The sequence below is a fragment of the Pseudomonas frederiksbergensis genome, assembly GCF_000802155.2.
GTDB lineage: Bacteria > Pseudomonadota > Gammaproteobacteria > Pseudomonadales > Pseudomonadaceae > Aquipseudomonas > Aquipseudomonas frederiksbergensis_A.
Map to the genome: position 1 here is coordinate 237604 of NZ_JQGJ02000008.1, position 23296 is coordinate 260899.

Annotated in this window: 18 protein-coding genes and 1 pseudogene; 18 read left to right on the plus strand and 1 reads right to left on the minus strand. The window is 60.8% G+C overall.

All coding sequences use genetic code 11. The features are described 5' to 3' along the window. Positions 1-23: 23 nt before the first annotated feature. The 16 genes and pseudogenes from rseP to ispD all read left to right on the plus strand — a co-directional run bounded on the left by rseP (position 24) and on the right by ispD (position 20187). Positions 24-1376, plus strand: a complete 1353-nt coding sequence (rseP, locus tag JZ00_RS17240) for a sigma E protease regulator RseP (protein WP_039591979.1) — start codon at positions 24-26, stop codon at positions 1374-1376. A gap of 74 nt (positions 1377-1450) precedes the next feature. Beyond that, positions 1451-3826, plus strand: a complete 2376-nt coding sequence (bamA, locus tag JZ00_RS17245) for an outer membrane protein assembly factor BamA (RefSeq protein ID WP_039591978.1) — start codon at positions 1451-1453, stop codon at positions 3824-3826. A 45-nt stretch (positions 3827-3871) separates the two neighbouring features. Then, a complete protein-coding gene (locus JZ00_RS17250; protein WP_003184901.1) occupies positions 3872-4375 on the plus strand; it encodes an OmpH/Skp family outer membrane protein in 504 nt (167 codons plus the stop codon). 3 nt (positions 4376-4378) lie between these two features. Further along, positions 4379-5434, plus strand: coding sequence for a UDP-3-O-(3-hydroxymyristoyl)glucosamine N-acyltransferase (gene lpxD / locus JZ00_RS17255; RefSeq protein WP_039591977.1), 1056 nt, complete (start codon positions 4379-4381; stop codon positions 5432-5434). A 111-nt stretch (positions 5435-5545) separates the two neighbouring features. Next, a complete protein-coding gene (fabZ, locus tag JZ00_RS17260) occupies positions 5546-5986 on the plus strand; it encodes a 3-hydroxyacyl-ACP dehydratase FabZ (RefSeq protein WP_003184897.1) in 441 nt (146 codons plus the stop codon). Beyond that, positions 5983-6759 (plus strand): acyl-ACP--UDP-N-acetylglucosamine O-acyltransferase, encoded by a 777-nt coding sequence (lpxA, locus tag JZ00_RS17265; protein WP_039591976.1) that lies wholly within the window; start codon positions 5983-5985, stop codon positions 6757-6759. Before fabZ ends, lpxA begins: the two co-directional genes overlap by 4 nt. Before the next feature lie 2 nt (positions 6760-6761). After that, a complete protein-coding gene (lpxB, locus tag JZ00_RS17270; RefSeq protein WP_039591975.1) occupies positions 6762-7892 on the plus strand; it encodes a lipid-A-disaccharide synthase in 1131 nt (376 codons plus the stop codon). Further along, a complete protein-coding gene (gene rnhB / locus JZ00_RS17275) occupies positions 7889-8542 on the plus strand; it encodes a ribonuclease HII (RefSeq protein ID WP_039591974.1) in 654 nt (217 codons plus the stop codon). Before lpxB ends, rnhB begins: the two co-directional genes overlap by 4 nt. 194 nt (positions 8543-8736) lie before the next feature. Beyond that, positions 8737-12258, plus strand: a complete 3522-nt coding sequence (gene dnaE, locus JZ00_RS17280; RefSeq protein WP_039591973.1) for a DNA polymerase III subunit alpha — start codon at positions 8737-8739, stop codon at positions 12256-12258. Between the two features lie 150 nt (positions 12259-12408). Beyond that, complete coding sequence (locus JZ00_RS17285; protein ID WP_039591972.1) at positions 12409-13356, plus strand: acetyl-CoA carboxylase carboxyltransferase subunit alpha; 948 nt, start codon at positions 12409-12411, stop codon at positions 13354-13356. Between the two features lie 150 nt (positions 13357-13506). After that, positions 13507-14833, plus strand: a pseudogene (gene tilS / locus JZ00_RS17290) (tRNA lysidine(34) synthetase TilS). A gap of 274 nt (positions 14834-15107) precedes the next feature. Then, complete coding sequence (locus JZ00_RS17295; RefSeq protein ID WP_030139477.1) at positions 15108-16739, plus strand: CTP synthase; 1632 nt, start codon at positions 15108-15110, stop codon at positions 16737-16739. A gap of 4 nt (positions 16740-16743) precedes the next feature. Next, entirely contained in the window at positions 16744-17589 is an 846-nt protein-coding gene (gene kdsA / locus JZ00_RS17300) for a 3-deoxy-8-phosphooctulonate synthase (RefSeq protein WP_030139476.1), read from the plus strand. A gap of 154 nt (positions 17590-17743) precedes the next feature. Then, on the plus strand, positions 17744-19033 hold the full coding sequence (gene eno / locus JZ00_RS17305; RefSeq protein WP_039591969.1) for a phosphopyruvate hydratase: 1290 nt from the start codon (positions 17744-17746) through the stop codon (positions 19031-19033). 171 nt (positions 19034-19204) lie between these two features. Beyond that, positions 19205-19483: a cell division protein FtsB gene (ftsB, locus tag JZ00_RS17310; RefSeq protein WP_030139474.1), complete on the plus strand. Its 279-nt coding sequence runs from the start codon at positions 19205-19207 to the stop codon at positions 19481-19483. Next, positions 19480-20187, plus strand: a complete 708-nt coding sequence (gene ispD / locus JZ00_RS17315) for a 2-C-methyl-D-erythritol 4-phosphate cytidylyltransferase (protein WP_039591968.1) — start codon at positions 19480-19482, stop codon at positions 20185-20187. Before ftsB ends, ispD begins: the two co-directional genes overlap by 4 nt. Before the next feature lie 97 nt (positions 20188-20284). Here ispD and JZ00_RS17320 read toward each other — a convergent pair whose 3' ends face one another. After that, complete coding sequence (locus JZ00_RS17320) at positions 20285-21181, minus strand: LysR substrate-binding domain-containing protein (RefSeq protein WP_039591967.1); 897 nt, start codon at positions 21179-21181, stop codon at positions 20285-20287. Between the two features lie 108 nt (positions 21182-21289). Between JZ00_RS17320 and JZ00_RS17325 the strand changes: the two genes are divergently transcribed. Next, the gene (locus JZ00_RS17325) at positions 21290-22402 is read left to right on the plus strand and encodes an S-(hydroxymethyl)glutathione dehydrogenase/class III alcohol dehydrogenase (RefSeq protein ID WP_039591966.1); all 1113 of its coding nucleotides are present in this window, start codon (positions 21290-21292) and stop codon (positions 22400-22402) included. An 8-nt stretch (positions 22403-22410) separates the two neighbouring features. Beyond that, positions 22411-23256: an S-formylglutathione hydrolase gene (fghA, locus tag JZ00_RS17330; RefSeq protein WP_039591965.1), complete on the plus strand. Its 846-nt coding sequence runs from the start codon at positions 22411-22413 to the stop codon at positions 23254-23256. Positions 23257-23296 lie beyond the last annotated feature (40 nt).

Below are 23296 nucleotides of genomic sequence, written 5' to 3' on the forward strand. Positions count from 1 at the left end.
GGGCAGGATTGTGGAGAAAACAGATGAGCGCGCTCTATATGATTGTCGGCACCCTGGTTGCGTTGGGGGTGCTGGTCACTTTTCACGAATTCGGCCATTTCTGGGTCGCGCGTCGCTGTGGCGTCAAGGTTCTTCGTTTCTCTGTCGGCTTCGGCATGCCTCTGTTGCGCTGGCACGACAAGCAGGGCACCGAATTCGTCGTCGCGGCCATTCCGCTGGGTGGCTACGTCAAGATGCTCGACGAGCGCGAGGGCGAGGTGCCGCCCGACCAGCTCGACCAGTCCTTCAATCGTAAGACCGTTCGTCAGCGTATCGCTATCGTCGCGGCGGGGCCGATTGCCAATTTCCTGCTGGCCCTGGTGTTTTTCTGGGCGCTGGCCATGCTGGGAAGCGAGCAGGTACGACCGGTCATTGGCGCGGTCGAGGCGGGAAGCGTTGCAGCACGTGCCGGACTGGGCGCCGGCCAGGAAATCGTCGCCATCGACGGCGAGCCAACCTCGGGCTGGGCCGCCGTCAACTTGCAGCTGGTGCGTCGCCTGGGTGAGAGCGGTTCCCTGCAGATGATGGTCCGCGAAGAGGGCTCCACTGCAGATTCGCCGCGGGAACTGGTGCTCGACAACTGGCTCAAGGGTGCCGACGAGCCCGACCCCATCCGCTCCCTCGGGATCCGCCCATGGCGCCCCGCGCTGCCGCCCGTGCTTGCCGAGCTCGATCCGAAAGGTCCAGCCCAAGCCGCAGGTCTGAAGACCGGTGACCGTTTGCTCGCGTTCGATGGCCAGTCGGTCAGCGACTGGCAACAGGTGGTCGATTCGGTTCGTGTACGTCCTGATACCAAAATTGTGCTGCGCATCGAGCGCGACGGTGCTCCAATCGACGTCCCGGTGACCCTGGCCGCCCGTGGCGAGAGCAAGGCGCCGACCGGTTACCTGGGGGCGGGTGTCAAGGCTGTCGACTGGCCGCCGGAGATGGTTCGCGAGGTCAGCTTCGGTCCTCTCGCGGCAATTGGCGAGGGCGCGCGTCGTACGTGGACCATGAGTGTCCTGACCCTGGACTCGCTGAAGAAAATGTTGTTCGGCGAGCTCTCGGTAAAAAACTTGAGTGGACCGATAACCATTGCTAAAGTGGCGGGCGCTTCTGCCCAGTCGGGCGTCGCTGATTTCTTGAATTTCCTTGCGTATCTGAGCATTAGCCTGGGAGTTCTGAATTTGCTGCCCATCCCGGTATTGGATGGGGGGCATCTGCTGTTTTATCTGATCGAGTGGGCGCGTGGTCGTCCCTTGTCGGATCGGGTGCAAGGTTGGGGGATACAGATCGGTATCAGCTTGGTGGTCGGGGTGATGTTGCTTGCCTTGGTCAACGATCTGGGTCGTCTGTAACGCTTCGCTGAATTGCGAATCTGCCGCGTTTTGCGGCAGTTTGTTTATTGCCAGTTGGAATAAGAAAGGACTTCATGAAACGTCTGCTGCTAACTGCGGTTCTCACCGTATTGATGATCGCCGAAGTTCACGCCGAGTCCTTCACTATCTCTGATATTCGCGTCAATGGCCTCCAGCGGGTTTCCGCGGGTAGCGTCTTTGGTGCCTTGCCGCTGAACGTCGGCGAGCAAGCGGATGATCGGCGCCTGGTGGAATCCACTCGTGCGTTGTTCAAGACCGGCTTCTTTCAAGATATCCAGCTGGGCCGTGACGGCAATGTCCTGGTCATCACGGTAGTCGAGCGTCCGTCGGTCGCCAGTATCGAGATCGAGGGCAACAAGGCGATCTCCACTGAAGACCTGATGAAAGGCCTCAAGCAATCCGGCCTGGCCGAAGGCGAGATCTTCCAGCGCGCCACCCTCGAAGGTGTTCGTAACGAGCTGCAACGCCAGTACGTTGCCCAGGGCCGCTACTCGGCCACTGTGGACACCGAAGTCGTGCCGCAGCCGCGCAACCGTGTCGGCCTCAAGGTCAACATCAACGAAGGCACCGTCGCAGCCATCCAGCACATCAACGTGGTGGGCAACACGGTTTTCCCTGACGAAGACCTGATCGACCTGTTCGAGCTCAAGACCACCAACTGGCTGTCGTTCTTCAAGAACGACGACAAGTACGCCCGTGAAAAACTCTCCGGTGACCTGGAACGCCTGCGTTCCTACTACCTGGACCGTGGCTACATCAACATGGACATCGCTTCGACCCAGGTGTCCATCACGCCAGACAAGAAACACGTCTACATCACTGTCAACGTCAACGAAGGCGAGAAATACACCGTTCGCGACGTCAAGCTCAGCGGTGACCTGAAGGTGCCTGAAGACCAGGTCAAGTCGCTCCTGCTGGTACAAAAGGGCCAGGTTTTCTCGCGCAAGCTGATGACCACCACGTCCGAGCTGATCACCCGCCGCCTGGGTAACGAGGGTTACACCTTCGCCAACGTCAACGGTGTTCCGCAGCCGCACGATGAAGACCATACCGTCGACATCACCTTCGCCGTGGACCCGGGCAAGCGTGCCTACGTCAATCGCATCAACTTCCGTGGCAACACCAAGTCCGAGGACGAAGTGCTGCGCCGTGAAATGCGTCAGATGGAAGGCGGCTGGGCGTCGACCTACCTGATCGACCAATCCAAGACCCGCCTGGAACGCCTGGGCTTCTTCAAGGAAGTCAACGTCGAGACCCCGGCCGTACCGGGCGTCGATGACCAGGTCGATGTGAACTACAGCGTCGAGGAACAAGCCTCTGGCTCGATCACCGCCAGTGTCGGTTTCGCCCAGAGCGCGGGCCTGATCCTGGGTGGTTCGATCACCCAGAACAACTTCCTCGGTACCGGCAACAAGGTCAGCGTCGGCCTGACCCGTAGCGAATACCAGACCCGCTACAACTTCGGCTACGTGGACCCCTACTGGACCGCCGACGGTGTGAGCCTGGGCTACAACGCCTTCTATCGCACCACTGACTATGACGAACTCGACTCCGACATCTCCAGCTATGCGGTGGACAGCCTGGGTGCGGGCGTCAACGTCGGCTATCCGATCAGCGAGACTTCGCGCCTGACCTTCGGTTTGACTGCTCAGCAGGACAAGATCAACACCGGTCGCTACACCGTCGACGAGATCTTCGATTTCGTCGAGAAGGAAGGCGATAACTACCTGAACTTCAAGGCGTCTGTCGGCTGGTCCGAATCGACCCTGAACAAAGGTGTGCTGGCGACCCGTGGCCGCTCCCAGAGCCTGGTGCTGGAAACCACCACGCCTGGCAGTGACCTGTCGTTCTTCAAGATCGATTATCGCGGCCAGCTGTTCCAGCCGTTGACCGACAACTACACCATGCGCCTGCACACCGAGCTGGGTTACGGCGATGGCTACGGTTCGACCGACGGCCTGCCGTTCTACGAGAACTACTACGCCGGTGGTTTCAACTCGGTACGTGGCTTCAAGGACAGCACCCTGGGCCCGCGCAGTACGCCGAGCCGCGGTACCAACCCGGGCACGATTGCCGACCCGGACCAGGATCCGCTGCCGTTCGGTGGTAACGTGCTTATCCAGGGCGGTGCGGAGATCCTGTTCCCGATGCCGTTCGTCAAGGATCAGCGCTCCCTGCGTACCTCGGTATTCTGGGACGTGGGTAACGTCTTCGACTCCAGTTGCGATGACACCACCAACGCCAACGGTACGACTTCCAATACCAAGTGCAACGACATCAGTCTCAGCAACCTGGCGAGCTCCGTCGGCGTGGGCGTGACCTGGGTCACTGCGCTGGGTCCGCTGAGCTTCGCGTTGGCGATGCCGATCAAGAAGCCGGATGACGCTGAAACCCAAGTGTTCCAATTCTCCCTCGGCCAGACGTTCTAAGCGTCTGACCCAAGATAACGACAATGGATTTTGTAGGAGTACATCGTGCGTAAGTTGACTCAATTGGTTCTCCTGGCGACCGTGCTGGTCGCAGGCCCGGCTTTTGCCGACATGAAAATCGCCGTGCTGAACTATCAGATGGCCTTGCTGGAGTCCGACGCGGCAAAGAAATATGCCGTGGACGCCGAGAAGAAGTTCGGTCCGCAACTGACCAAGCTCAAGGGCCTGGAAAGCAGCGCGAAGGGTATTCAGGACCGTCTGGTGGCCGGTGGCGACAAGATGGCCCAAGGCGAGCGCGAACGCCTGGAGCTTGAATTCAAGCAGAAGGCTCGTGACTTCCAGTTCCAGTCCAAGGAGCTGAACGAAGCAAAAGCCGTGGCCGACCGTGAAATGCTCAAGCAGCTCAAGCCGAAACTCGACAGCGCCGTGGAAGAAGTCATCAAGAAGGGTGGTTTCGACCTGGTGTTCGAGCGGGGTGCGGTCATCGATGTCAAACCTCAATATGACATCACGCGCCAGGTCATCGAGCGCATGAACCAGCTGAAGTAATCCATGACAGCGACTATCAAGCTCGGCCAATTGGCCGAGTTCCTCGGCGCCACCCTGCGTGGCGACCCGGAGAAGCCAATCACTGGGCTAGCCACTTTGCAAGAGGCTGGCCCAGCTCAGTTGAGCTTCCTGGCAAATCCCCAGTACCGCAAATACCTGGCTGACAGCCGGGCTGGCGCGTTATTGCTCAAAGCCGGCGATGCCGAAGGGTTCGTTGGCGATGCACTGGTCGTGGCCGATCCGTACCTGGCGTATGCCCGAATTTCCCATCTGTTCGATCCCAAGCCCAAGTCGGCGGCAGGCATCCATCCCAGTGCGGTGATCGCGGCGGATGCCATTGTCGACCCCACGGCCAGTATCGGTCCCTTTGTCGTCATCGAAGGCGCGGCCCGGATTGGCGCTGGCGTGACGCTGGGCGCGCACTGCTTCATCGGTGCGCGCAGCGAGATCGGCGAAGGCGGTTGGCTGGCGCCGCGGGTCACCCTGTATCACGATGTGCGCATCGGCAAGCGGGTGGTGATTCAGTCCGGCGCGGTGTTGGGCGGTGAAGGGTTCGGTTTTGCCAATGAGAAAGGCGTCTGGCAGAAGATCGCCCAGATCGGCGGCGTGAGCATTGGCGACGACGTGGAGATCGGCGTCAATACCGCGATCGACCGTGGCGCGCTGGCCGATACCGTCATCGGCAATGGCGTCAAGCTCGACAACCAGATCCAGATCGCCCACAACGTCCAGGTCGGTGACCACACCGCCATGGCGGCCTGTGTCGGTATTTCCGGCAGCACCAAGATCGGCAAGCACTGCATGCTCGCCGGCGGCGTGGGCCTGGTGGGTCATATCAGTATTTGTGACAACGTATTCCTGACCGGGATGACCATGGTGACCCACTCGATTACCGAGCCGGGTGCCTATTCTTCCGGCACAGCCATGCAACCGGCTGCCGAGTGGCGCAAGAGCGCGGCGCGTATCCGCCAGCTCGACGACATCGCGCGGCGCCTCAAGCAGATGGAAAAGCGTGTAGGGGACGTGACCCCTGGCGGTAATGCTTCATCAGATGGCTGATACCATTTCCATATCAAGTGTGCACAGCCGCTAGGCCTTGGCCTCCTTGATTTGCTAGCGGGGTGCGCGTCAATCGTGCGCTCCCAATCTTTACATAGGCTTCCCCCCGAAATGATGGACATCAACGAGATTCGCGAATACCTGCCTCACCGTTACCCGTTCCTGCTGGTGGATCGGGTCGTGGACCTGGATGTTGAAGGCAAGCGCATTCGCGCCTACAAGAATGTCAGCATCAACGAACCGTTCTTCAATGGCCACTTCCCCGCGCATCCAATCATGCCGGGCGTGTTGATCATCGAAGCGATGGCTCAGGCTGCCGGGATCCTTGGTTTCAAAATGCTCGACGTGAAGCCTGCCGACGGCACGCTTTACTACTTCGTCGGCTCCGACAAGCTGCGCTTCCGCCAGCCGGTGACCCCGGGCGACCAGTTGATCCTCGAGGCCAAGTTCATCAGCTGCAAGCGTCAGATCTGGAAGTTCGAATGCCAGGCTTCGGTCGACGGCAAGCCGGTCTGCTCCGCTGAAATCATCTGTGCGGAACGCAAGCTATGAGTTTGATTGACCCTCGCGCAATCATCGATCCGACGGCCGTGCTGGCCGCCGATGTCGAGGTTGGCCCATGGTCGATCGTCGGCGCAGGTGTGGAAATCGGCGAGGGCACCGTGATCGGTCCCCACGTAATTCTCAAGGGCCCGACCCGGATCGGTAGGCACAATCGCATCTACCAGTTTTCATCGGTAGGCGAGGACACGCCCGATCTCAAGTACAAAGGTGAAGAAACCCGCCTGGTGATCGGCGATCACAACGTGATCCGTGAAGGCGTGACGATTCACCGTGGCACCGTTCAGGACCGTTCCGAAACGACGCTGGGCGATCACAACCTGATCATGGCCTATGCCCACATCGGTCACGACAGCGTCATCGGCAACCACTGCATCCTGGTCAACAACACGGCGTTGGCCGGCCATGTGCACGTGGATGATTGGGCGATCCTGTCCGGTTTCACCCTGGTCCACCAGTATTGCCATATCGGCGCCCACAGTTTCTCCGGCATGGGCACCGCCATCGGCAAGGATGTCCCGGCCTATGTCACCGTGTTCGGTAACCCGGCCGAAGCGCGCAGCATGAATTTCGAAGGCATGCGCCGTCGTGGTTTCAGTGAAGAGGCGATCACGGCGCTTCGTCGCGCCTACAAGGTTGTCTACCGCCAGGGCCTGACCGTCGAACAGGCGCTCGCCGAGCTGGCCGAAGCGTCCACGCAGTTCCCGGAAATCGCGATATTCCGTGACTCGATCCAGTCTTCGACCCGCGGCATCACTCGCTGACCATGGCCAATCTGCGTATTGCGCTGGTGGCGGGTGAAGCTTCCGGTGACATCCTGGGGGCCGGCTTGATGCGCGCGCTCAAGGCGCAGCATCCCGCAGTCGAGTTCATTGGGGTCGGCGGGCCATTGATGCAAGCCGAAGGGATGGAATCCTACTTCCCGATGGAACGCCTGTCGGTCATGGGCCTGGTGGAGGTGCTCGGGCGCCTGCGCGAGCTGCTCGCTCGTCGCAAGAAGCTGATCCAGACGCTGATCGACGAAAAACCGGACGTATTCATCGGCATCGATGCGCCGGATTTCACCCTCAATATCGAACTGAAGTTGCGTCAGGCCGGGATCAAGACCGTGCATTACGTCAGCCCGTCTGTCTGGGCCTGGCGGCAGAAGCGGGTGCTGAAAATCCGCGAAGGCTGCGACCTGATGCTGACGCTGCTGCCATTCGAAGCCCGCTTCTACGAAGAAAAAGGCGTGCCGGTGCGGTTTGTCGGGCATACCCTGGCCGATACCATTCCCCTGCAAGCCGATCGCGAAGCGGCGCGCCAGGCGTTGGGCCTGCCGGAAGGGCCGCTGGTAGCATTGATGCCCGGCAGCCGGGGCGGCGAAGTGAGTCGCCTGGGTGGCCTGTTTTTTGACGCCGCCGAGCGCCTGAGGGCAATGCGCCCCGGTGTACGGTTTGTCCTGCCGTGTGCCAGTGCGCAGCGTCGCGTCCAGCTTGAAGCCCTGCTGGTCGGTCGCGATTTACCAGTGACGTTGCTCGATGGGCGTTCCCATGATGCGCTGGCGGCCTGTGACGCCGTGTTGATTGCATCCGGCACTGCTACCCTTGAGGCGTTGCTGTTCAAACGCCCGATGGTGGTTGCCTATCGCCTGGCGCCGCTGACGTTCTGGATTCTCAAGCGCATGGTCAAGAGCCCTTACGTTTCCTTGCCCAATCTGCTGGCCCAGCGCCTGCTGGTCCCCGAGCTGCTGCAAGACGATGCGACCGCCGACGCTTTGGCCAGAACGCTGTCGCCCTTGATCGATGGCGGCGCGGAACAGACTCGGGGCTTTGACGAAATTCATCGTACCTTGCGCCGCGATGCCTCCAATCAGGCGGCCGACGCAGTACTGACCCTGATCGGCGCAAAACCATGAGCAACGTAAAGCTACAGATGGGCCTGGATTTCAACCTGGTTGCCGAAGTGGAAGAGCTGGTGGCCGGTGTCGATGAAGTCGGGCGCGGGCCTTTGTGCGGCGCCGTGGTGACCGCCGCGGTGATTCTCGATCCGAAACGGCCGATCCTCGGCCTCGATGATTCCAAGAAACTCACCGAAGCCCGTCGCGAAAAACTTTACGAAGAAATCTGCGAGAAGGCCCTGAGCTGGTGCATTGCCCGGGCCGAAGTCGAAGAAATCGATGAACTCAATATCCTGCACGCCACCATGCTCGCCATGCAACGTGCAGTGCAGGGGCTGCATATCACGCCGAAGCTGGCGATGATCGACGGCAATCGTTGTCCGAAACTGTCGATGCGCGCCGAAGCGGTCATCCAGGGCGACGGCAAGGTACCCGCCATCGCGGCGGCCTCGATCCTGGCCAAGGTCAGCCGTGACCGGGAAATGGCCGCGTTCGAATTGATCTACCCGGGCTATGGCATCGGCAGTCACAAGGGCTACCCGACCCCCGTCCATCTGGAAGCCCTGGCGCGCCTTGGGCCTACGCCCATCCATCGGCGTTCGTTTGCACCGGTTCGGCTGGCTTATGAAGCTCGTGATGGGTTGGTCGTGAGCGAGGGGTTCACCTGATTCATCGTGGCGGGGAGCTTGCTCCCGCTTGGGTGCGAAGCGCCCATAAGAAGGGGGCTGCTGCGCAGCCCAGCGGGAGCAAGCTCGCTCGCCACGGGCTCAATCTTCAAGAGAATGGGTTGCTGGCTGATGTTTTACCCAAGGCCCGGTACAATCCGGGCCTTGTTGTTTTCATGACTTAACGCAGGATCACTATGCCGGCTTCATTCGTTCATCTACGCCTGCACACTGAATACTCCCTGGTCGACGGTCTGGTGCGGATCAAGCCCCTGGTCAAGACGCTGGTGGGCATGAACATGCCGGCCGTGGCCGTTACCGACCAGAACAACATGTGCTCGCTGGTCAAGTTCTACAAGAACGCCATGGGCGCCGGGATCAAGCCGATCTGCGGTGCCGACCTATGGCTTTCGAACAAGGACCCCGACGCGCCGCTGAGCCGGATCAGCCTGCTGGTGATGAACGCCGTTGGCTACCGCAACCTTACCGAGCTGATTTCCCGCGGCTTTATCGACGGCCAGCGTAACGGTTCGATCATCATCGAGCGCGAGTGGGTGGCCGAGGCGAGCGAAGGATTGATCATGCTGTCGGCGGCCAAGGAAGGTGAAATCGGCCAGGCCCTGCTCAGCGGCAATGCCGAAGAAGCCGAGCAACTGGCCCGCGACTGGATGGCGGTGTTCCCGGATCGCTTCTACATCGAGGTCCAACGCACCAATCGCCCTAATGATGAAGAGCACCTGCACGCCGCCGTGGCCCTGGCCGACAAGCTCGGTGCGCCGCTGGTGGCGACCAATGACGTGCGGTTCATCAAGCAGGAAGATTTCGAAGCCCACGAAACTCGCGTCTGCATCGGTGAGGGCCGGGCCCTCGACGACCCGCGTCGGCCGAAAAACTACAGCGACCAGCAATACCTCAAGAGCGCCGAGGAAATGGCGGAACTGTTCAGCGACCTGCCCGAGGCGCTGGAAAACACCGTCGAGATCGCCAAGCGCTGCAACATCGAAGTGAAGCTGGGCAAGCACTTCCTGCCCAACTTCCCGATTCCCGATGGCATGACCATCGATGAGTATTTCCGCAAGGTGTCGTTCGACGGTCTCGAAGAGCGCCTCAGCGTCCTGCTTCCCAAGGACACCACCGAAGATTACGAAGCCAAGCGCCAGGTCTATGTCGATCGGCTGAATTTCGAGCTGGATATCATCATCCAGATGGGCTTCCCCGGTTACTTCCTGATCGTCATGGACTTCATCCAGTGGGCCAAGAGCAACGGCGTGCCGGTAGGCCCTGGCCGTGGGTCGGGCGCCGGGTCGCTGGTGGCCTACGTGCAGAAGATCACCGACCTCGACCCATTGGAATATGACCTGCTCTTCGAACGTTTCCTCAACCCGGAGCGGGTTTCCATGCCCGACTTCGACGTCGACTTCTGCATGGACGGTCGCGACCGGGTGATCGACTACGTGGCCGAGAAGTACGGTCGTAACGCGGTGAGCCAGATCATTACCTTCGGTTCGATGGCGGCCAAGGCTGTGGTGCGCGACGTGGCGCGGGTGCAGGGCAAGTCCTACGGCCTGGCGGATCGCCTGTCGAAGATGATTCCGTTCGAAGTCGGCATGACCCTGGAGAAGGCCTACGAGCAGGAAGAAATCCTGCGGGACTTCATCAAGGTCGATGAAGAGGCTGCGGAAATCTGGGAGATGGCACGCAAGCTCGAAGGCGTGGTGCGTAACGTCGGCAAGCACGCCGGTGGCGTGGTGATCGCACCGACCAAGCTCACTGACTTCTCGCCGATCTATTGCGATGAAGAAGGCGACGGCCTGGTCACCCAGTTCGACAAGGATGACGTCGAGGCGGCGGGCCTGGTGAAGTTCGACTTCCTCGGCTTGCGGACCCTGACGATCATCGACTGGGCATTGAAAACCATCAACCGCGACCGGGCCAAGGTCGGCGAAGAGCCGCTGGACATCGCCTTCATCCCGCTGGACGACAAGCCGACCTACAGCCTGCTGCAGAAAGCCGAGACCACGGCGGTGTTCCAGCTTGAATCCCGGGGCATGAAGGAGCTGATCAAGAAGCTCAAGCCCGACTGCCTGGAAGACTTGATCGCACTGGTGGCCCTGTTCCGTCCGGGGCCGCTGCAGTCGGGCATGGTGGATGACTTCATCAACCGCAAGCACGGCCGCGCCGAGCTCGCGTATCCGCATCCCGATTACCAGTACGATGGCCTCAAGCCGGTACTGGCTCCGACGTACGGCATCATCCTGTACCAGGAACAGGTGATGCAGATTGCCCAGGTGATGGCCGGCTACACCCTCGGCGGCGCGGACATGCTGCGTCGAGCCATGGGTAAGAAAAAGCCCGAGGAGATGGCCAAGCAGCGCGGCGGTTTCATCGAAGGTTGCGCGAACAACGGCATCGATGCGGACCTGGCGGGCAACATCTTCGACCTGGTGGAGAAGTTCGCCGGCTACGGCTTCAACAAATCCCACTCCGCCGCCTATGGCCTGGTGTCGTACCAGACCGCATGGCTGAAGGCTCACTACCCGGCGCCATTCATGGCGGCCGTACTGTCGGCGGATATGCACAACACCGACAAGGTCGTGACCTTGATCGAAGAAGTGCGGACCATGAAGCTGCGCCTCGACGCGCCGGACGTGAACGCTTCGGAATTCAAGTTCACGGTGAACGACGAAGGCCGCATCATTTATGGCCTCGGTGCGATCAAGGGCGTGGGCGAAGGTCCGGTAGAGGCCATCACCGAGGCGCGCCAGGACGGGCCCTTCAAGGACCTGTTCGATTTCTGCGCCCGGGTCGACCTCAAGCGCATCAACAAGCGCACCCTCGACGGTTTGATCCGCAGTGGCGCGCTGGACCGTCTGGGTCCGTATTTTCACGATGAGCCCAAGGCCTATCAGGCCAACATCGACCGCAATCGCGCGGTATTGCTGGCGGCGATGGAAGAAGCGATCAAGGCGGCCGAACAGACCGCCCGCACTCATGACAGCGGCCACGCCGACCTGTTTGGCGGGCTGTTCGTCGAGGAAGACGCCGATGTCTACGGTAACCATCGCAAGGCCAAGGAGCTGACCCTCAAGGAACGCCTCAAGGGTGAGAAAGACACCCTGGGCCTCTACCTGACCGGTCACCCGATCGACGAATACGAAGGCGAGATTCGCCGTTTCGCCCGTCAGCGCATCATTGACCTCAAGCCCGCGCGCGACACCCAGACCGTCGCTGGCATGATCATCGCGCTGCGGGTGATGAAGAACAAAAAGGGCGACAAGATGGGCTTCATCACCCTCGACGACCGCTCCGGACGCATCGAGGCGTCATTGTTCGCCGATGCGTTCCATTCGGCGCAGTCGTTGTTGCAGACTGATGCCATGGTCGTCGTGGAAGGCGAAGTCAGCAATGACGATTTTTCTGGCGGCCTGCGGCTTCGGGTCAAGCGTGTGATGAGCATGGAAGATGCCCGTACCAACCTGGCCGAGAGCCTGCGCCTGAAGTTGCAGACCCAGGACCTCAAGGGTGACCAGCTACGCTGGCTGGGAGAGTTGTTCAAGCGCCATCGCGGTGCGTGTCCAATCACCATGGAGTATGTGCGCCCCGACGCCAAGGCCGTGCTGCAGTTCGGCGAGGGGTGGCGGATCGACCCGGCGGATGCGTTGATTCAAGCCTTGCGTGACCAGTTCGGCAAAGACAACGTCTTCCTCCAATACCGTTGACGGCCAGGGGCCACTCCCATACCCGGAGCGCCCCTGACCTCGACTCGAATTTTTAATCTCGACCTGAACGCGCCTCTCCCTTAAGGTAGGGCGCGAATAGACAACCGGCCGGCCCAAGCTCTCTTGGACGTCGACCCAAGACGGACGCCTATGAACCCGAATTTTCTAGATTTCGAACAGCCGATCGCCGACCTTCAAGCCAAGATCGAAGAGTTGCGCTTGGTCGGTAACGACAATTCGCTGAATATCGGCGATGAAATCTCTCGGCTGCAGGACAAGAGCCGCACGCTGACCGAAGATATCTTCGGCAAGCTGACCAGCTGGCAGATCGCGCGTCTGGCGCGTCATCCGCGTCGGCCCTACACCCTGGACTACATTGAACACATCTTCACCGAGTTCGATGAGCTTCACGGCGACCGTCACTTCTCCGATGACGCCGCGATCGTTGGCGGCGTTGCCCGCCTGGACGACCAGCCGGTGATGGTGATCGGTCACCAGAAGGGTCGCGAAGTGCGCGAGAAAGTGCGCCGCAACTTCGGCATGCCGCGTCCGGAAGGCTACCGCAAGGCGTGCCGCCTGATGGAAATGGCCGAGCGCTTCAAGATGCCGATCCTGACCTTCATCGACACCCCGGGCGCCTACCCGGGCATCGACGCCGAAGAGCGCAACCAGAGCGAAGCGATTGCCTGGAACCTGCGCGTCATGGCTCGCCTGAAGACCCCGATCATCGCTACCGTGATTGGCGAAGGCGGCTCCGGCGGTGCGTTGGCCATTGGCGTCTGCGACCAGTTGAACATGTTGCAATATTCCACCTACGCGGTGATCTCGCCGGAAGGCTGCGCCTCGATCCTGTGGAAAACCGCCGAGAAGGCGCCGGATGCCGCTGAAGCCATGGGCATCACCGCCGAGCGCCTCAAGGGCCTGGGCATCGTTGATAAAGTGATCAACGAGCCAGTGGGCGGCGCCCACCGCGACCCTGCTGCAGCCGCGGCGCTGATCCGCGCTGAGCTGAGCTCGCAGCTGTCGATGCTCAAGAAGTTCGACAACGAAGCGCTGCTGGCTCGTCGTTATGAGCGGTTGATGAGCTACGGTCTCTGATCTGACCAAGCTTCCAACTGTTGGGGGGAGCCAATGTGGGAGCGGGCTTGCTCGCGAAAGCGGTTTAACATTCAACCCATGTGTTGACTGATCTACCGCCTTCGCGAGCAAGCCCGCTCCCACATTTGATTTGTGCCAAGGCTGAAACCCATGAATGCAAGCAACGATCTGCCAAGCCGCCTGCTGACCCAACTCATTCCCTGGCGCCACGCAGCCACCTGGCGAATCGCCTTCTCCGGTGGCCTCGACTCCACCGTCCTGCTGCACCTGCTCGTTTCCCTGGCCGAAAACCAATCCCTGCCGCCAATAAGCGCAATCCACGTTCATCATGGCCTCCAGGCCGTGGCCGACGCGTGGCCGGAACATTGTCGTCAGGTCTGCGACGCCTTGGGCGTGCCGCTGCAAGTGGCCTGCGTGGAGGTCCGGCCCGGCGCCAGCGTAGAGCGCGCCGCCCGGGACGCGCGCTACGCGGCTTTCATTGCCGCGACACAAGAGAACGACGTGCTGCTCACTGCCCAGCACCGCGACGATCAGGCCGAAACCCTGTTGTTCCGTTTGCTGCGTGGGGCAGGGGTACGGGGTTTGTCGGCGATGCCGAGGCAGCGTCCCTTGGGGCAGGGGCATCTGCTGCGGCCATTGCTCGATGTGTCCCGGGCGGAGTTGGAGGCATATGCCAGTCGGCATGGCTTGAGCTGGGTTCATGACCCCTCCAATGAGGATCATCGATACGCCCGCAATTTCCTGCGCCAGCGGGTCTTTTCGGTCCTCGCCGAGCAGTGGCCCCATGCATCGTTGACCCTCGCCCGCAGCGCCGCGCATCTGAGCGAGGCGCAAGGCTTGCTGGATGAGTTGGCGCAGATCGACCTGGAGCGGGCCCTGACCGTCAGCGCGTTCGATTGGCTCGGGCTGCGGTCGCTTGAATTGGCGCCTTTGCGGGCCTTGTCCCCCGCCCGCCAGCGCAATGCGCTGAGCCATTGGCTGGCGCCTGTGACGAGGTTTCCCGATAGCGACCATTGGGTGGGCTGGGACTCGTTGCGTGATGCCAGGGAAGATGGCCATCCCGTCTGGCGTCTCGCCGATGGGGAAATGCACCGGAGCGGCGGACGCATCTGGTGGTTATCCGACCACTGGTTGCAGCCAGTTTCCGGTCCCGTTGGATGGCCCCGGGTTGATCAGGTGTTGTCACTGCCCGGCAATGGCCGGGTGATCCTTCGCGGCGAAGCCCCCGCGGGAGCGCTTTGCATCCGCTATCGCCAGGGCGGCGAGGTCATGGAACTGCCGGGGCGCGGGCACCGGGACCTCAAGCGTGTGCTCAACGAAAACGGCGTGCCGGCGTTCGTTCGCGCTCGATTGCCTTTGCTGTATCGGGGCGAGCAATTGCTGGGGATTGCCAACCTCCCGATGTTGGATCGGGACGCTGACGGCAGATGGCAACTGATTTGGCAGCCATGAAAGCCAAGATCTGGGTTTGAGCTGAAAGGGGCTTTCCGGTAGACTACGCTCCCTTCTTGATACAACTTCTGTGGATTCGCCTGAATTGCAGGAGTTGCCGATTACCAAGCAGTCTTTGCTGGGCGATTCCAAAAAATGTGTAGCGAGCAACGTACCGGTGATTTCACCTCCGGTCTGTCCCGACGCGGCGGTTTTTTTGAAAGGTGCACTGTGATTAATGCAGGTGATCGGGGGCTTCGGCCTTCCTTCGCTTTCCCCGGCGGCTCGGACCGCTTTAACGCAGACTTCTAGGGTTTTTCATGACGCGCTACATATTCGTCACGGGCGGTGTTGTTTCTTCATTGGGGAAAGGCATTGCCTCGGCTTCATTGGCGGCCATCCTGGAGGCGCGGGGACTTAAGGTCACCATGCTCAAGCTGGACCCGTACATCAACGTCGACCCAGGCACCATGAGCCCGTTCCAGCACGGTGAAGTGTTCGTCACCCACGACGGCGCCGAGACCGACCTGGACCTGGGCCACTACGAGCGGTTCATCCGCACGACCATGACCCAGAACAACAACTTCACCACCGGCCGGGTCTACGAGCACGTGCTGCGTAAAGAGCGTCGTGGTGACTACCTGGGCGCGACCATCCAGGTCATCCCGCACATCACCGACGAAATCAAGCGCCGCATCATCAAGGGTGCCGGCGATGCCGACGTCGCGATGGTCGAGATTGGCGGCACCGTGGGCGATATCGAATCCCAGCCGTTCCTCGAAGCCATCCGCCAGTTGCGTTTCGAAATCGGCGCCAAGCGCGCGATGCTGATGCACCTGACCCTGGTGCCGTACATCGCCACCGCCGGCGAAACCAAGACCAAGCCAACCCAGCACTCGGTCAAGGAGCTGCGCTCCATCGGCCTGCAGCCGGACGTGCTGATCTGCCGCTCCGATCACCCGATCGACATCTCCTCGCGTCGCAAGATCGCCCAGTTCACCAACGTGGAAGAACGCGCGGTCATCGGCCTGGAAGACGCCGACACCATCTACAAGATCCCGGGCATCCTGCATTCCCAGGGCCTTGATGACTTCGTCGTCGAGCGCTTTGGCCTGCAATGCGCCAGCGCCGACCTGTCCGAGTGGGACGCCGTGGTCGATGCCAAGCTCAACCCCGAGCACGAAGTCACCATCGCGATGGTCGGCAAGTACATGGAACTGCTGGACGCCTACAAGTCGCTGATCGAAGCGATGAGTCATGCCGGTATCAGCAACCGCACCAAGGTCAACCTGCGCTACATCGATTCCGAAGACATCGAGAACCAGGGCACCGGCCTGCTTGAAGGCGCCGACGCGATCCTCGTACCGGGCGGCTTTGGCCTGCGCGGCGTGGAAGGCAAGATCACCGCGGTGCAGTACGCTCGCGAAAACAAGGTGCCATACCTGGGCATCTGCCTGGGCATGCAAGTGGCGGTCATCGAGTTCGCCCGTAACGTGATGGGCTGGAAAGACGCCAACTCCACCGAATTCGATCGCGCCAGCGGTCACCCGGTCGTAGGCCTGATCACCGAGTGGGAAGATGCCACCGGCGCCGTCGAAGTGCGTACCGAGAGTTCGGACCTGGGTGGCACCATGCGCCTCGGCGCCCAGGAATGCCTGCTCGAAGCCGGCTCCAAGGTGCACGATTGCTACGCCAAGGACGTGATCGTCGAGCGTCATCGCCACCGCTACGAAGTGAACAATAACCTGCTGCCGCAGTTGATCGAAGCTGGCCTGAAAATTTCCGGTCGTTCCGGTGACGGTGCGCTGGTGGAAGTGGTCGAGGCTGCTGACCATCCATGGTTTGTTGCCTGCCAGTTCCACCCGGAGTTCACCTCGACACCGCGCGACGGTCATCCGTTGTTCAGTGGTTTTGTGAAAGCCGCTTTGGCTCAACACCAGAAAAAGGCATAAGACGATGGCCCAGAAGATCATTCGCGTCGGCGACATCGAGATTGCCAACGATAAACCCATGGTGCTGTTCGGCGGCATGAACGTGCTGGAAAGCCGCGACATGGCGATGCAGGTCTGCGAAGAATACGTGAAGGTGACCCAGAAGCTGGGCATCCCTTACGTCTTCAAGGCCAGCTTCGACAAGGCCAACCGTTCGTCGGTGACCTCTTACCGTGGCCCGGGCCTGGAAGAGGGGATGCGGATTTTCCAGGACATCAAGCAAGCCTTTGGCGTGCCGATCATCACCGACGTCCACGAGCCTGACCAGGCCGCGGTCGTCGCCGAAGTCTGCGACATCATCCAGTTGCCGGCCTTCCTGTCGCGCCAGACCGACCTCGTGGTCGCGATGGCCAAGACCGGCGCGGTGATCAACATCAAGAAAGCCCAGTTCCTCGCGCCCCAGGAAATGAAACACATCCTGAGCAAGTGCGAAGAAGCTGGAAATGACCAGTTGATCCTCTGCGAACGTGGTTCGAGCTTCGGCTACAACAACCTGGTGGTGGACATGCTCGGCTTCGGCATCATGAAGCAGTTCGAATATCCGGTGTTCTTCGACGTGACCCACGCGCTGCAAATGCCCGGCGGTCGTTCCGACTCCGCCGGCGGCCGTCGCGCCCAAGTGACCGACCTGGCCAAGGCTGGCATGAGCCAGTCCCTTGCGGGCCTGTTCCTTGAAGCCCACCCTGACCCTGACAACGCCAAGTGCGACGGGCCTTGTGCCTTGCGCTTGAACAAGCTGGAACCTTTCCTGTCTCAGCTCAAGTCGCTGGATGAGCTGGTCAAGGGGTTTCCGACGATAGAAACCGCGTAACGCGGTTTTCTCCGGTAAAGTACCGCTCGATAAACGCTCTGGCCTGCAGGCCGGGCGTTGTCGTCGGCGAGCCTGCCCGCTGCTCGATCCCCGCCGACGGTAAAAGATTTCCTCTCGCTGCGTCGTTTTCGTCAACTTTGGAGTGTTTACAACAATGGCAAAAATCGTCGACATCAAAGGTCGTGAAGTTCTCGACTCCCGTGGCAACCCCACTGTCGAAGCGGACGTGCTTCTCGACAACGGCATCATCGGCAGCGCCTGCGCGCCGTCCGGTGCTTCCACTGGCTCGCGCGAAGCGCTGGAGCTGCGTGATGGCGACAAGAGCCGTTACCTGGGCAAGGGCGTGCTGAAAGCCGTCGCCAACATCAACGGTCCGATCCGTGACCTGTTGCTGGGCAAGGACCCTGCCGACCAGAAGGCCCTCGACCAGGCCATGATCAAGCTCGACGGTACCGAAAACAAAGCCACCCTGGGCGCCAACGCGATCCTCGCCGTGTCCCTGGCCGCTGCCAAGGCCGCTGCCCAGGACCTGGACCTGCCGCTGTACGCGCACATTGCCAACCTCAACGGTACGCCGGGTGTCTACTCGATGCCGGTGCCGATGATGAACATCATCAACGGCGGCGAGCATGCCGATAACAACGTCGACATCCAGGAATTCATGGTGCAGCCGGTTGGCGCCAAGACCTTCTCCGAAGGCCTGCGCATGGGCACCGAGATTTTCCACCACCTCAAGGCCGTGCTGAAGGCCCGTGGCCTGAGCACCGCGGTTGGTGACGAAGGCGGTTTCGCACCGAACCTGGCGTCCAACGAAGATGCACTGAAAGTGATCTCCGAAGCCGTGGCCAATGCTGGCTACAAGCTGGGCACCGACGTGACCCTGGCCCTGGACTGCGCCGCCAGTGAGTTCTTCGAAGACGGCAAGTACAACCTGTCCGGCGAAGGCCAGGTGTTCACTGCCGAAGGTTTTGCCGACTACCTCAAGGGCCTGACCGAACGCTACCCGATCATCTCCATCGAAGACGGCCTGGATGAGTCCGACTGGGCTGGCTGGAAAATCCTCACCGACAAGATCGGCGAGAAAACCCAACTGGTGGGCGACGACCTGTTCGTGACCAACACCAAGATCCTGAAAGAAGGCATCGACAAGAAGATCGCCAACTCGATCCTGATCAAGTTCAACCAGATCGGCACCCTGACCGAAACCCTGGAAGCCATCCAGATGGCCAAGGCTGCCGGCTACACCGCCGTGATCTCCCACCGTTCCGGTGAAACCGAAGACTCGACCATTGCAGACCTGGCCGTGGGCACTGCGGCGGGCCAGATCAAGACCGGTTCGCTGTGCCGCTCCGACCGCGTTTCCAAGTACAACCAACTGCTGCGCATCGAAGAGCAGTTGAACGGCAAGGCCAAGTACAACGGTCGCGCCGAGTTTCGCGGTTAAGCGGTAAATGGTAAAAAGACAGCGGATTGCGTCGCAAAGGTCGCCAACATGGTGGTTTTGCCTCTAATCTGATGCCTTATCAAGCACAAGCCTGGGTTTTCCAGGCTTCGTGCTATCAGACGCTTCAAAGTTTGGCATGGCGGTCTTTTTTCACTGGATACCTGATATTCGATGCGCAGTCCCAATTGGTTGTTTCTCGTCTTGCTCTTGTTGCTGGCCGGCCTGCAGTACCGCCTGTGGGTGGGCAATGGCAGCCTGGCGCAAGTGGCCGAGCTGACTCAGCAAATTGCCGACCAGCACGCCGAAAACGAGGCATTGCTGGAGCGTAATCGAGTGATGGACGCCGAAGTGATGGAACTGAAGAAAGGCATGGAGACCGTCGAAGAGCGGGCTCGCCATGAGTTGGGCATGGTCAAGGAGGGCGAAACCCTCTACCAGTTGGCCCAATGAGCATTCGTCTACCGGCCTTCTGGGCCGTCATTCCTGCCGCGGGCGTTGGTGCCCGTATGGCTGCCGACCGCCCCAAGCAATACCTGCAACTGGGCGCACGCACAATTCTCGAACACAGCCTTGGCTGTTTCCTCGATCACCCGACCGTCAAGGGCGTGGTGGTCAGCGTTGCACCCGACGATCCCTATTGGCCGACCCTGGCCTGCGCCAACGACACGCGCATCCAGCGCGTTGACGGTGGCGAACAACGTTCGGATTCGGTGCTCAATGCGTTGCTGCACCTTCACGAGCAGGGCGCCGATGATTTCGATTGGGTGCTGGTGCACGACGCCGCCCGGCCGAACCTGGCCCGGGACGATCTCGATAACCTGCTCCATGAGTTGGCGAACGATGCGGTCGGCGGCCTGTTGGCTGTCCCCGCGCGTGACACCCTCAAGCGCGCCGACAAGCACGGTCGTGTACTGGAGACCGTTGATCGCAGCGTGATCTGGCAAGCCTATACACCGCAGATGTTCCGTCTCGGCGCCTTGCATCGGGCCCTGGCCGACAGCCTGGTGGCGGATGCGCTGATTACCGACGAAGCGTCCGCCATGGAATGGGCGGGGCAGGCGCCTCGGCTGATCGAAGGGCGGGCGGACAACATCAAGGTCACCCGGCCGGAAGACCTGGAATGGTTGCGCCAGCGGTGGGCGAATCGGCGTTGAGCCGGATCTGTTCCCTCGGTGGATTTTCATCGTCTGGGGTGGCGCTAATCGCGAGCCAGCTCGCGATGGCGTCATCCCAGGCAACAAGACCCCTCCGTTACCCCCGATACTCCGGCCGCTCAGCCAACCCTTCCTTCAAATAATCCACCAGCTTGCGCACCTTTGGTGACAGATGCCGCTGCTGCGGATACAGCGCCCACACCGCCGTATTCGGTGGCTGATGAGCTTCCAGTAGCGAAATCAACGCACCGCTGTGCAAATGCCCGAGCACGTAATAGTCCGGCAGTTGGCACAAACCCACCCCTTGCAGCGCCGCATCGAGCACCGCTTGCCCACTGTTGCAGCGCCAGTTTCCCTGTACTCGCTGGGAAAACTCCCGCCCGTTCTGCTCCAGTTGCCACATGTCGGAGCTGCCGATCAGGCAGTTGTGGCGGCTCAGTTCCGACACGCTGTGGGGCCGGCCGTAGCGTTCCAGGTAAGAGGGTGAAGCGCACAAATACATGCGCCTTGGTGCCAGGCGCGTGGCGACCAGGCGCGAGTCCTGCAACCGGCCCAGGCGAATCGCCAGGTCCAGGCCTTCATGCACCAGGTCCAGCGGGCGATTGCTCAGTTCGATGTCCACCCGCAATTGCGGGTAGAGGCCCATGAAGCGGGTCACCAACGGCACGATAAATCGTTCACCATAAGCCACCGCGCAGGTCATGCGCAGCATGCCCTTGGGTTCGCTGGTCAAGTCGCCAACGGCCCGCAGTGCTTCCTCGCGTCCGTCCTGCAGGCGCTGGCAATGCTGCAAAAAGGTTTGTCCGGCTTCAGTCAGGGTCACCCGGCGGGTGCTGCGGTACAGCAAGCGTGTCTGCAGACGCTCTTCAAGCCGTACGATTTGTCGACTGATATGGGAAGACGACACCCCAAGACGTTCGGCGGCAGCAGTAAATTGGCTGCATTCGGCCACGGCAACAAACTCGTCGATGCCTTCCCAGCGGTTATCAGACATGAGTCGATTATCCCTATGCAGCAATAATGTTTTGCTTTTGCCTGGATTATTCATTTTCCAGCGGAGGATTACACTCCCAGTCTTGTATTTATTTGCTGGAGAATCCGGATGATCAAGTCGCGCGCTGCCGTTGCCTTCGAGGCCAAGAAACCCCTGGAAATCGTTGAAGTCGACGTGGCCATGCCCAAGGCGGGCGAAGTGCTGTTGCGCGTGGTGGCCTCCGGTGTCTGCCACACCGACGCCTACACCCTGTCGGGCGCCGACCCGGAAGGGATCTTCCCGTCGATCCTGGGCCATGAAGGCGGCGCCATTGTCGAAGCCATTGGTGAAGGCGTGACCTCGGTGGCCGTGGGTGACCATGTGATCCCGCTGTACACGCCGGAATGCGGACAGTGCAAATTCTGTAAGTCGGGCAAGACCAACCTCTGCCAGGCGATTCGCGCCACCCAGGGTAAAGGCCTGATGCCAGACGGCACTTCGCGCTTTTCCTACAAGGGCGAGACGATTTTCCACTACATGGGCACCTCGACATTCTCCGAATACACCGTGCTGCCGGAGATTTCCGTCGCGAAGATTCAAAAAGAAGCGCCGCTGGAAAAAGTCTGCCTGCTGGGCTGTGGCGTCACCACCGGCATCGGTGCGGTGCTTAACACCGCCAAGGTCAAGCCGGGTGACACCGTGGCGATCTTCGGCCTGGGCGGCATCGGCCTGTCGGCGGTGATCGGCGCCGTGAAGGCGAAGGCCGCGCGCATCATCGCCATCGACATCAACCCGGCCAAGTTCGAAATCGCCAAGCAGCTGGGCGCCACTGATTGCGTCAACCCGAAAGACTTCGACCGTCCGATCCAGGAAGTCATCGTGGACATGACGGATGGCGGCGTGGACTTTTCCTTCGAGTGCATCGGCAATGTGCAGTTGATGCGTGCCGCGCTGGAATGCTGCCACAAGGGTTGGGGCGAGTCGGTGATCATCGGCGTGGCCGGTGCCGGCCAGGAAATCGCCACCCGTCCATTCCAACTGGTGACCGGGCGCGTCTGGCGCGGTTCGGCCTTTGGCGGCGTGCGCGGTCGCAGCGAATTGCCTAGCTACGTGGACATGGCCGAGAAGGGCGAGATCCCGCTCGATACCTTCATCACCCACACCATGGGCCTGGAAGATATCAACAAGGCCTTCGACCTGATGCACGAAGGCAAGAGCATCCGTACCGTCATTCATTTCTGAGGTCAGTTATGAGTCTGGAAAACATCTCTTGCCAGAAAAGCTTCGGCGGCTGGCATAAGCGTTACCGGCACCGTTCCGAAGTGCTCGGTTGTGACATGGTGTTTGCCGTGTACCTGCCTCCGCAAGCCGAGCAGGGCGGCAAGTTGCCGGTGCTGTATTGGTTGTCCGGATTGACCTGCACCGACGAGAACTTTATGCAAAAGGCCGGTGCCCAGCGCATGGCCGCCGAGCTGGGCCTGATCATCGTCGCGCCGGACACCAGTCCCCGTGGCGCCGATGTGCCGGGCGATCCGGACGGCGCGTGGGACTTCGGCCTCGGGGCAGGGTTCTATCTGAATGCCACGCAGGAACCTTGGGCGCGGCACTATCGGATGCATGACTATGTCGTGCAGGAATTGCCGACGTTGGTCGAAGCGCATTTCCCGGCTTCGGATAAACGCGGTATCAGCGGACATTCCATGGGCGGCCACGGCGCGCTGGTCTGCGCCTTGCGCAACCCGGGGCGTTACCGTTCGGTGTCAGCCTTTTCGCCGATCAACAATCCGCTGGATTGCCCATGGGGCCAAAAGGCTTTCTCCCGTTACCTGGGAGAAGATCGCTCGAAGTGGCGGGAATGGGATGCCTGTGCGCTGATTGCCGAGGCGCATGAGCGGCTGCCACTGCTGGTGGATCAAGGTGATCGAGATGATTTCCTGGCCAACCAGCTCAAGCCCGATGCCCTGCAACAGGCGGCCAAGACTGCCGGCCATCCGCTGGAACTGCGCTTGCAACCGGGCTATGACCACAGCTACTTCTTCATCGCCAGCTTCATCGATGATCACTTGCAACATCATGCACGCGCTCTAGACGCCTAATGCAGGTAGAATCACGCCCTGACAAAAATCGGGGCGTTTT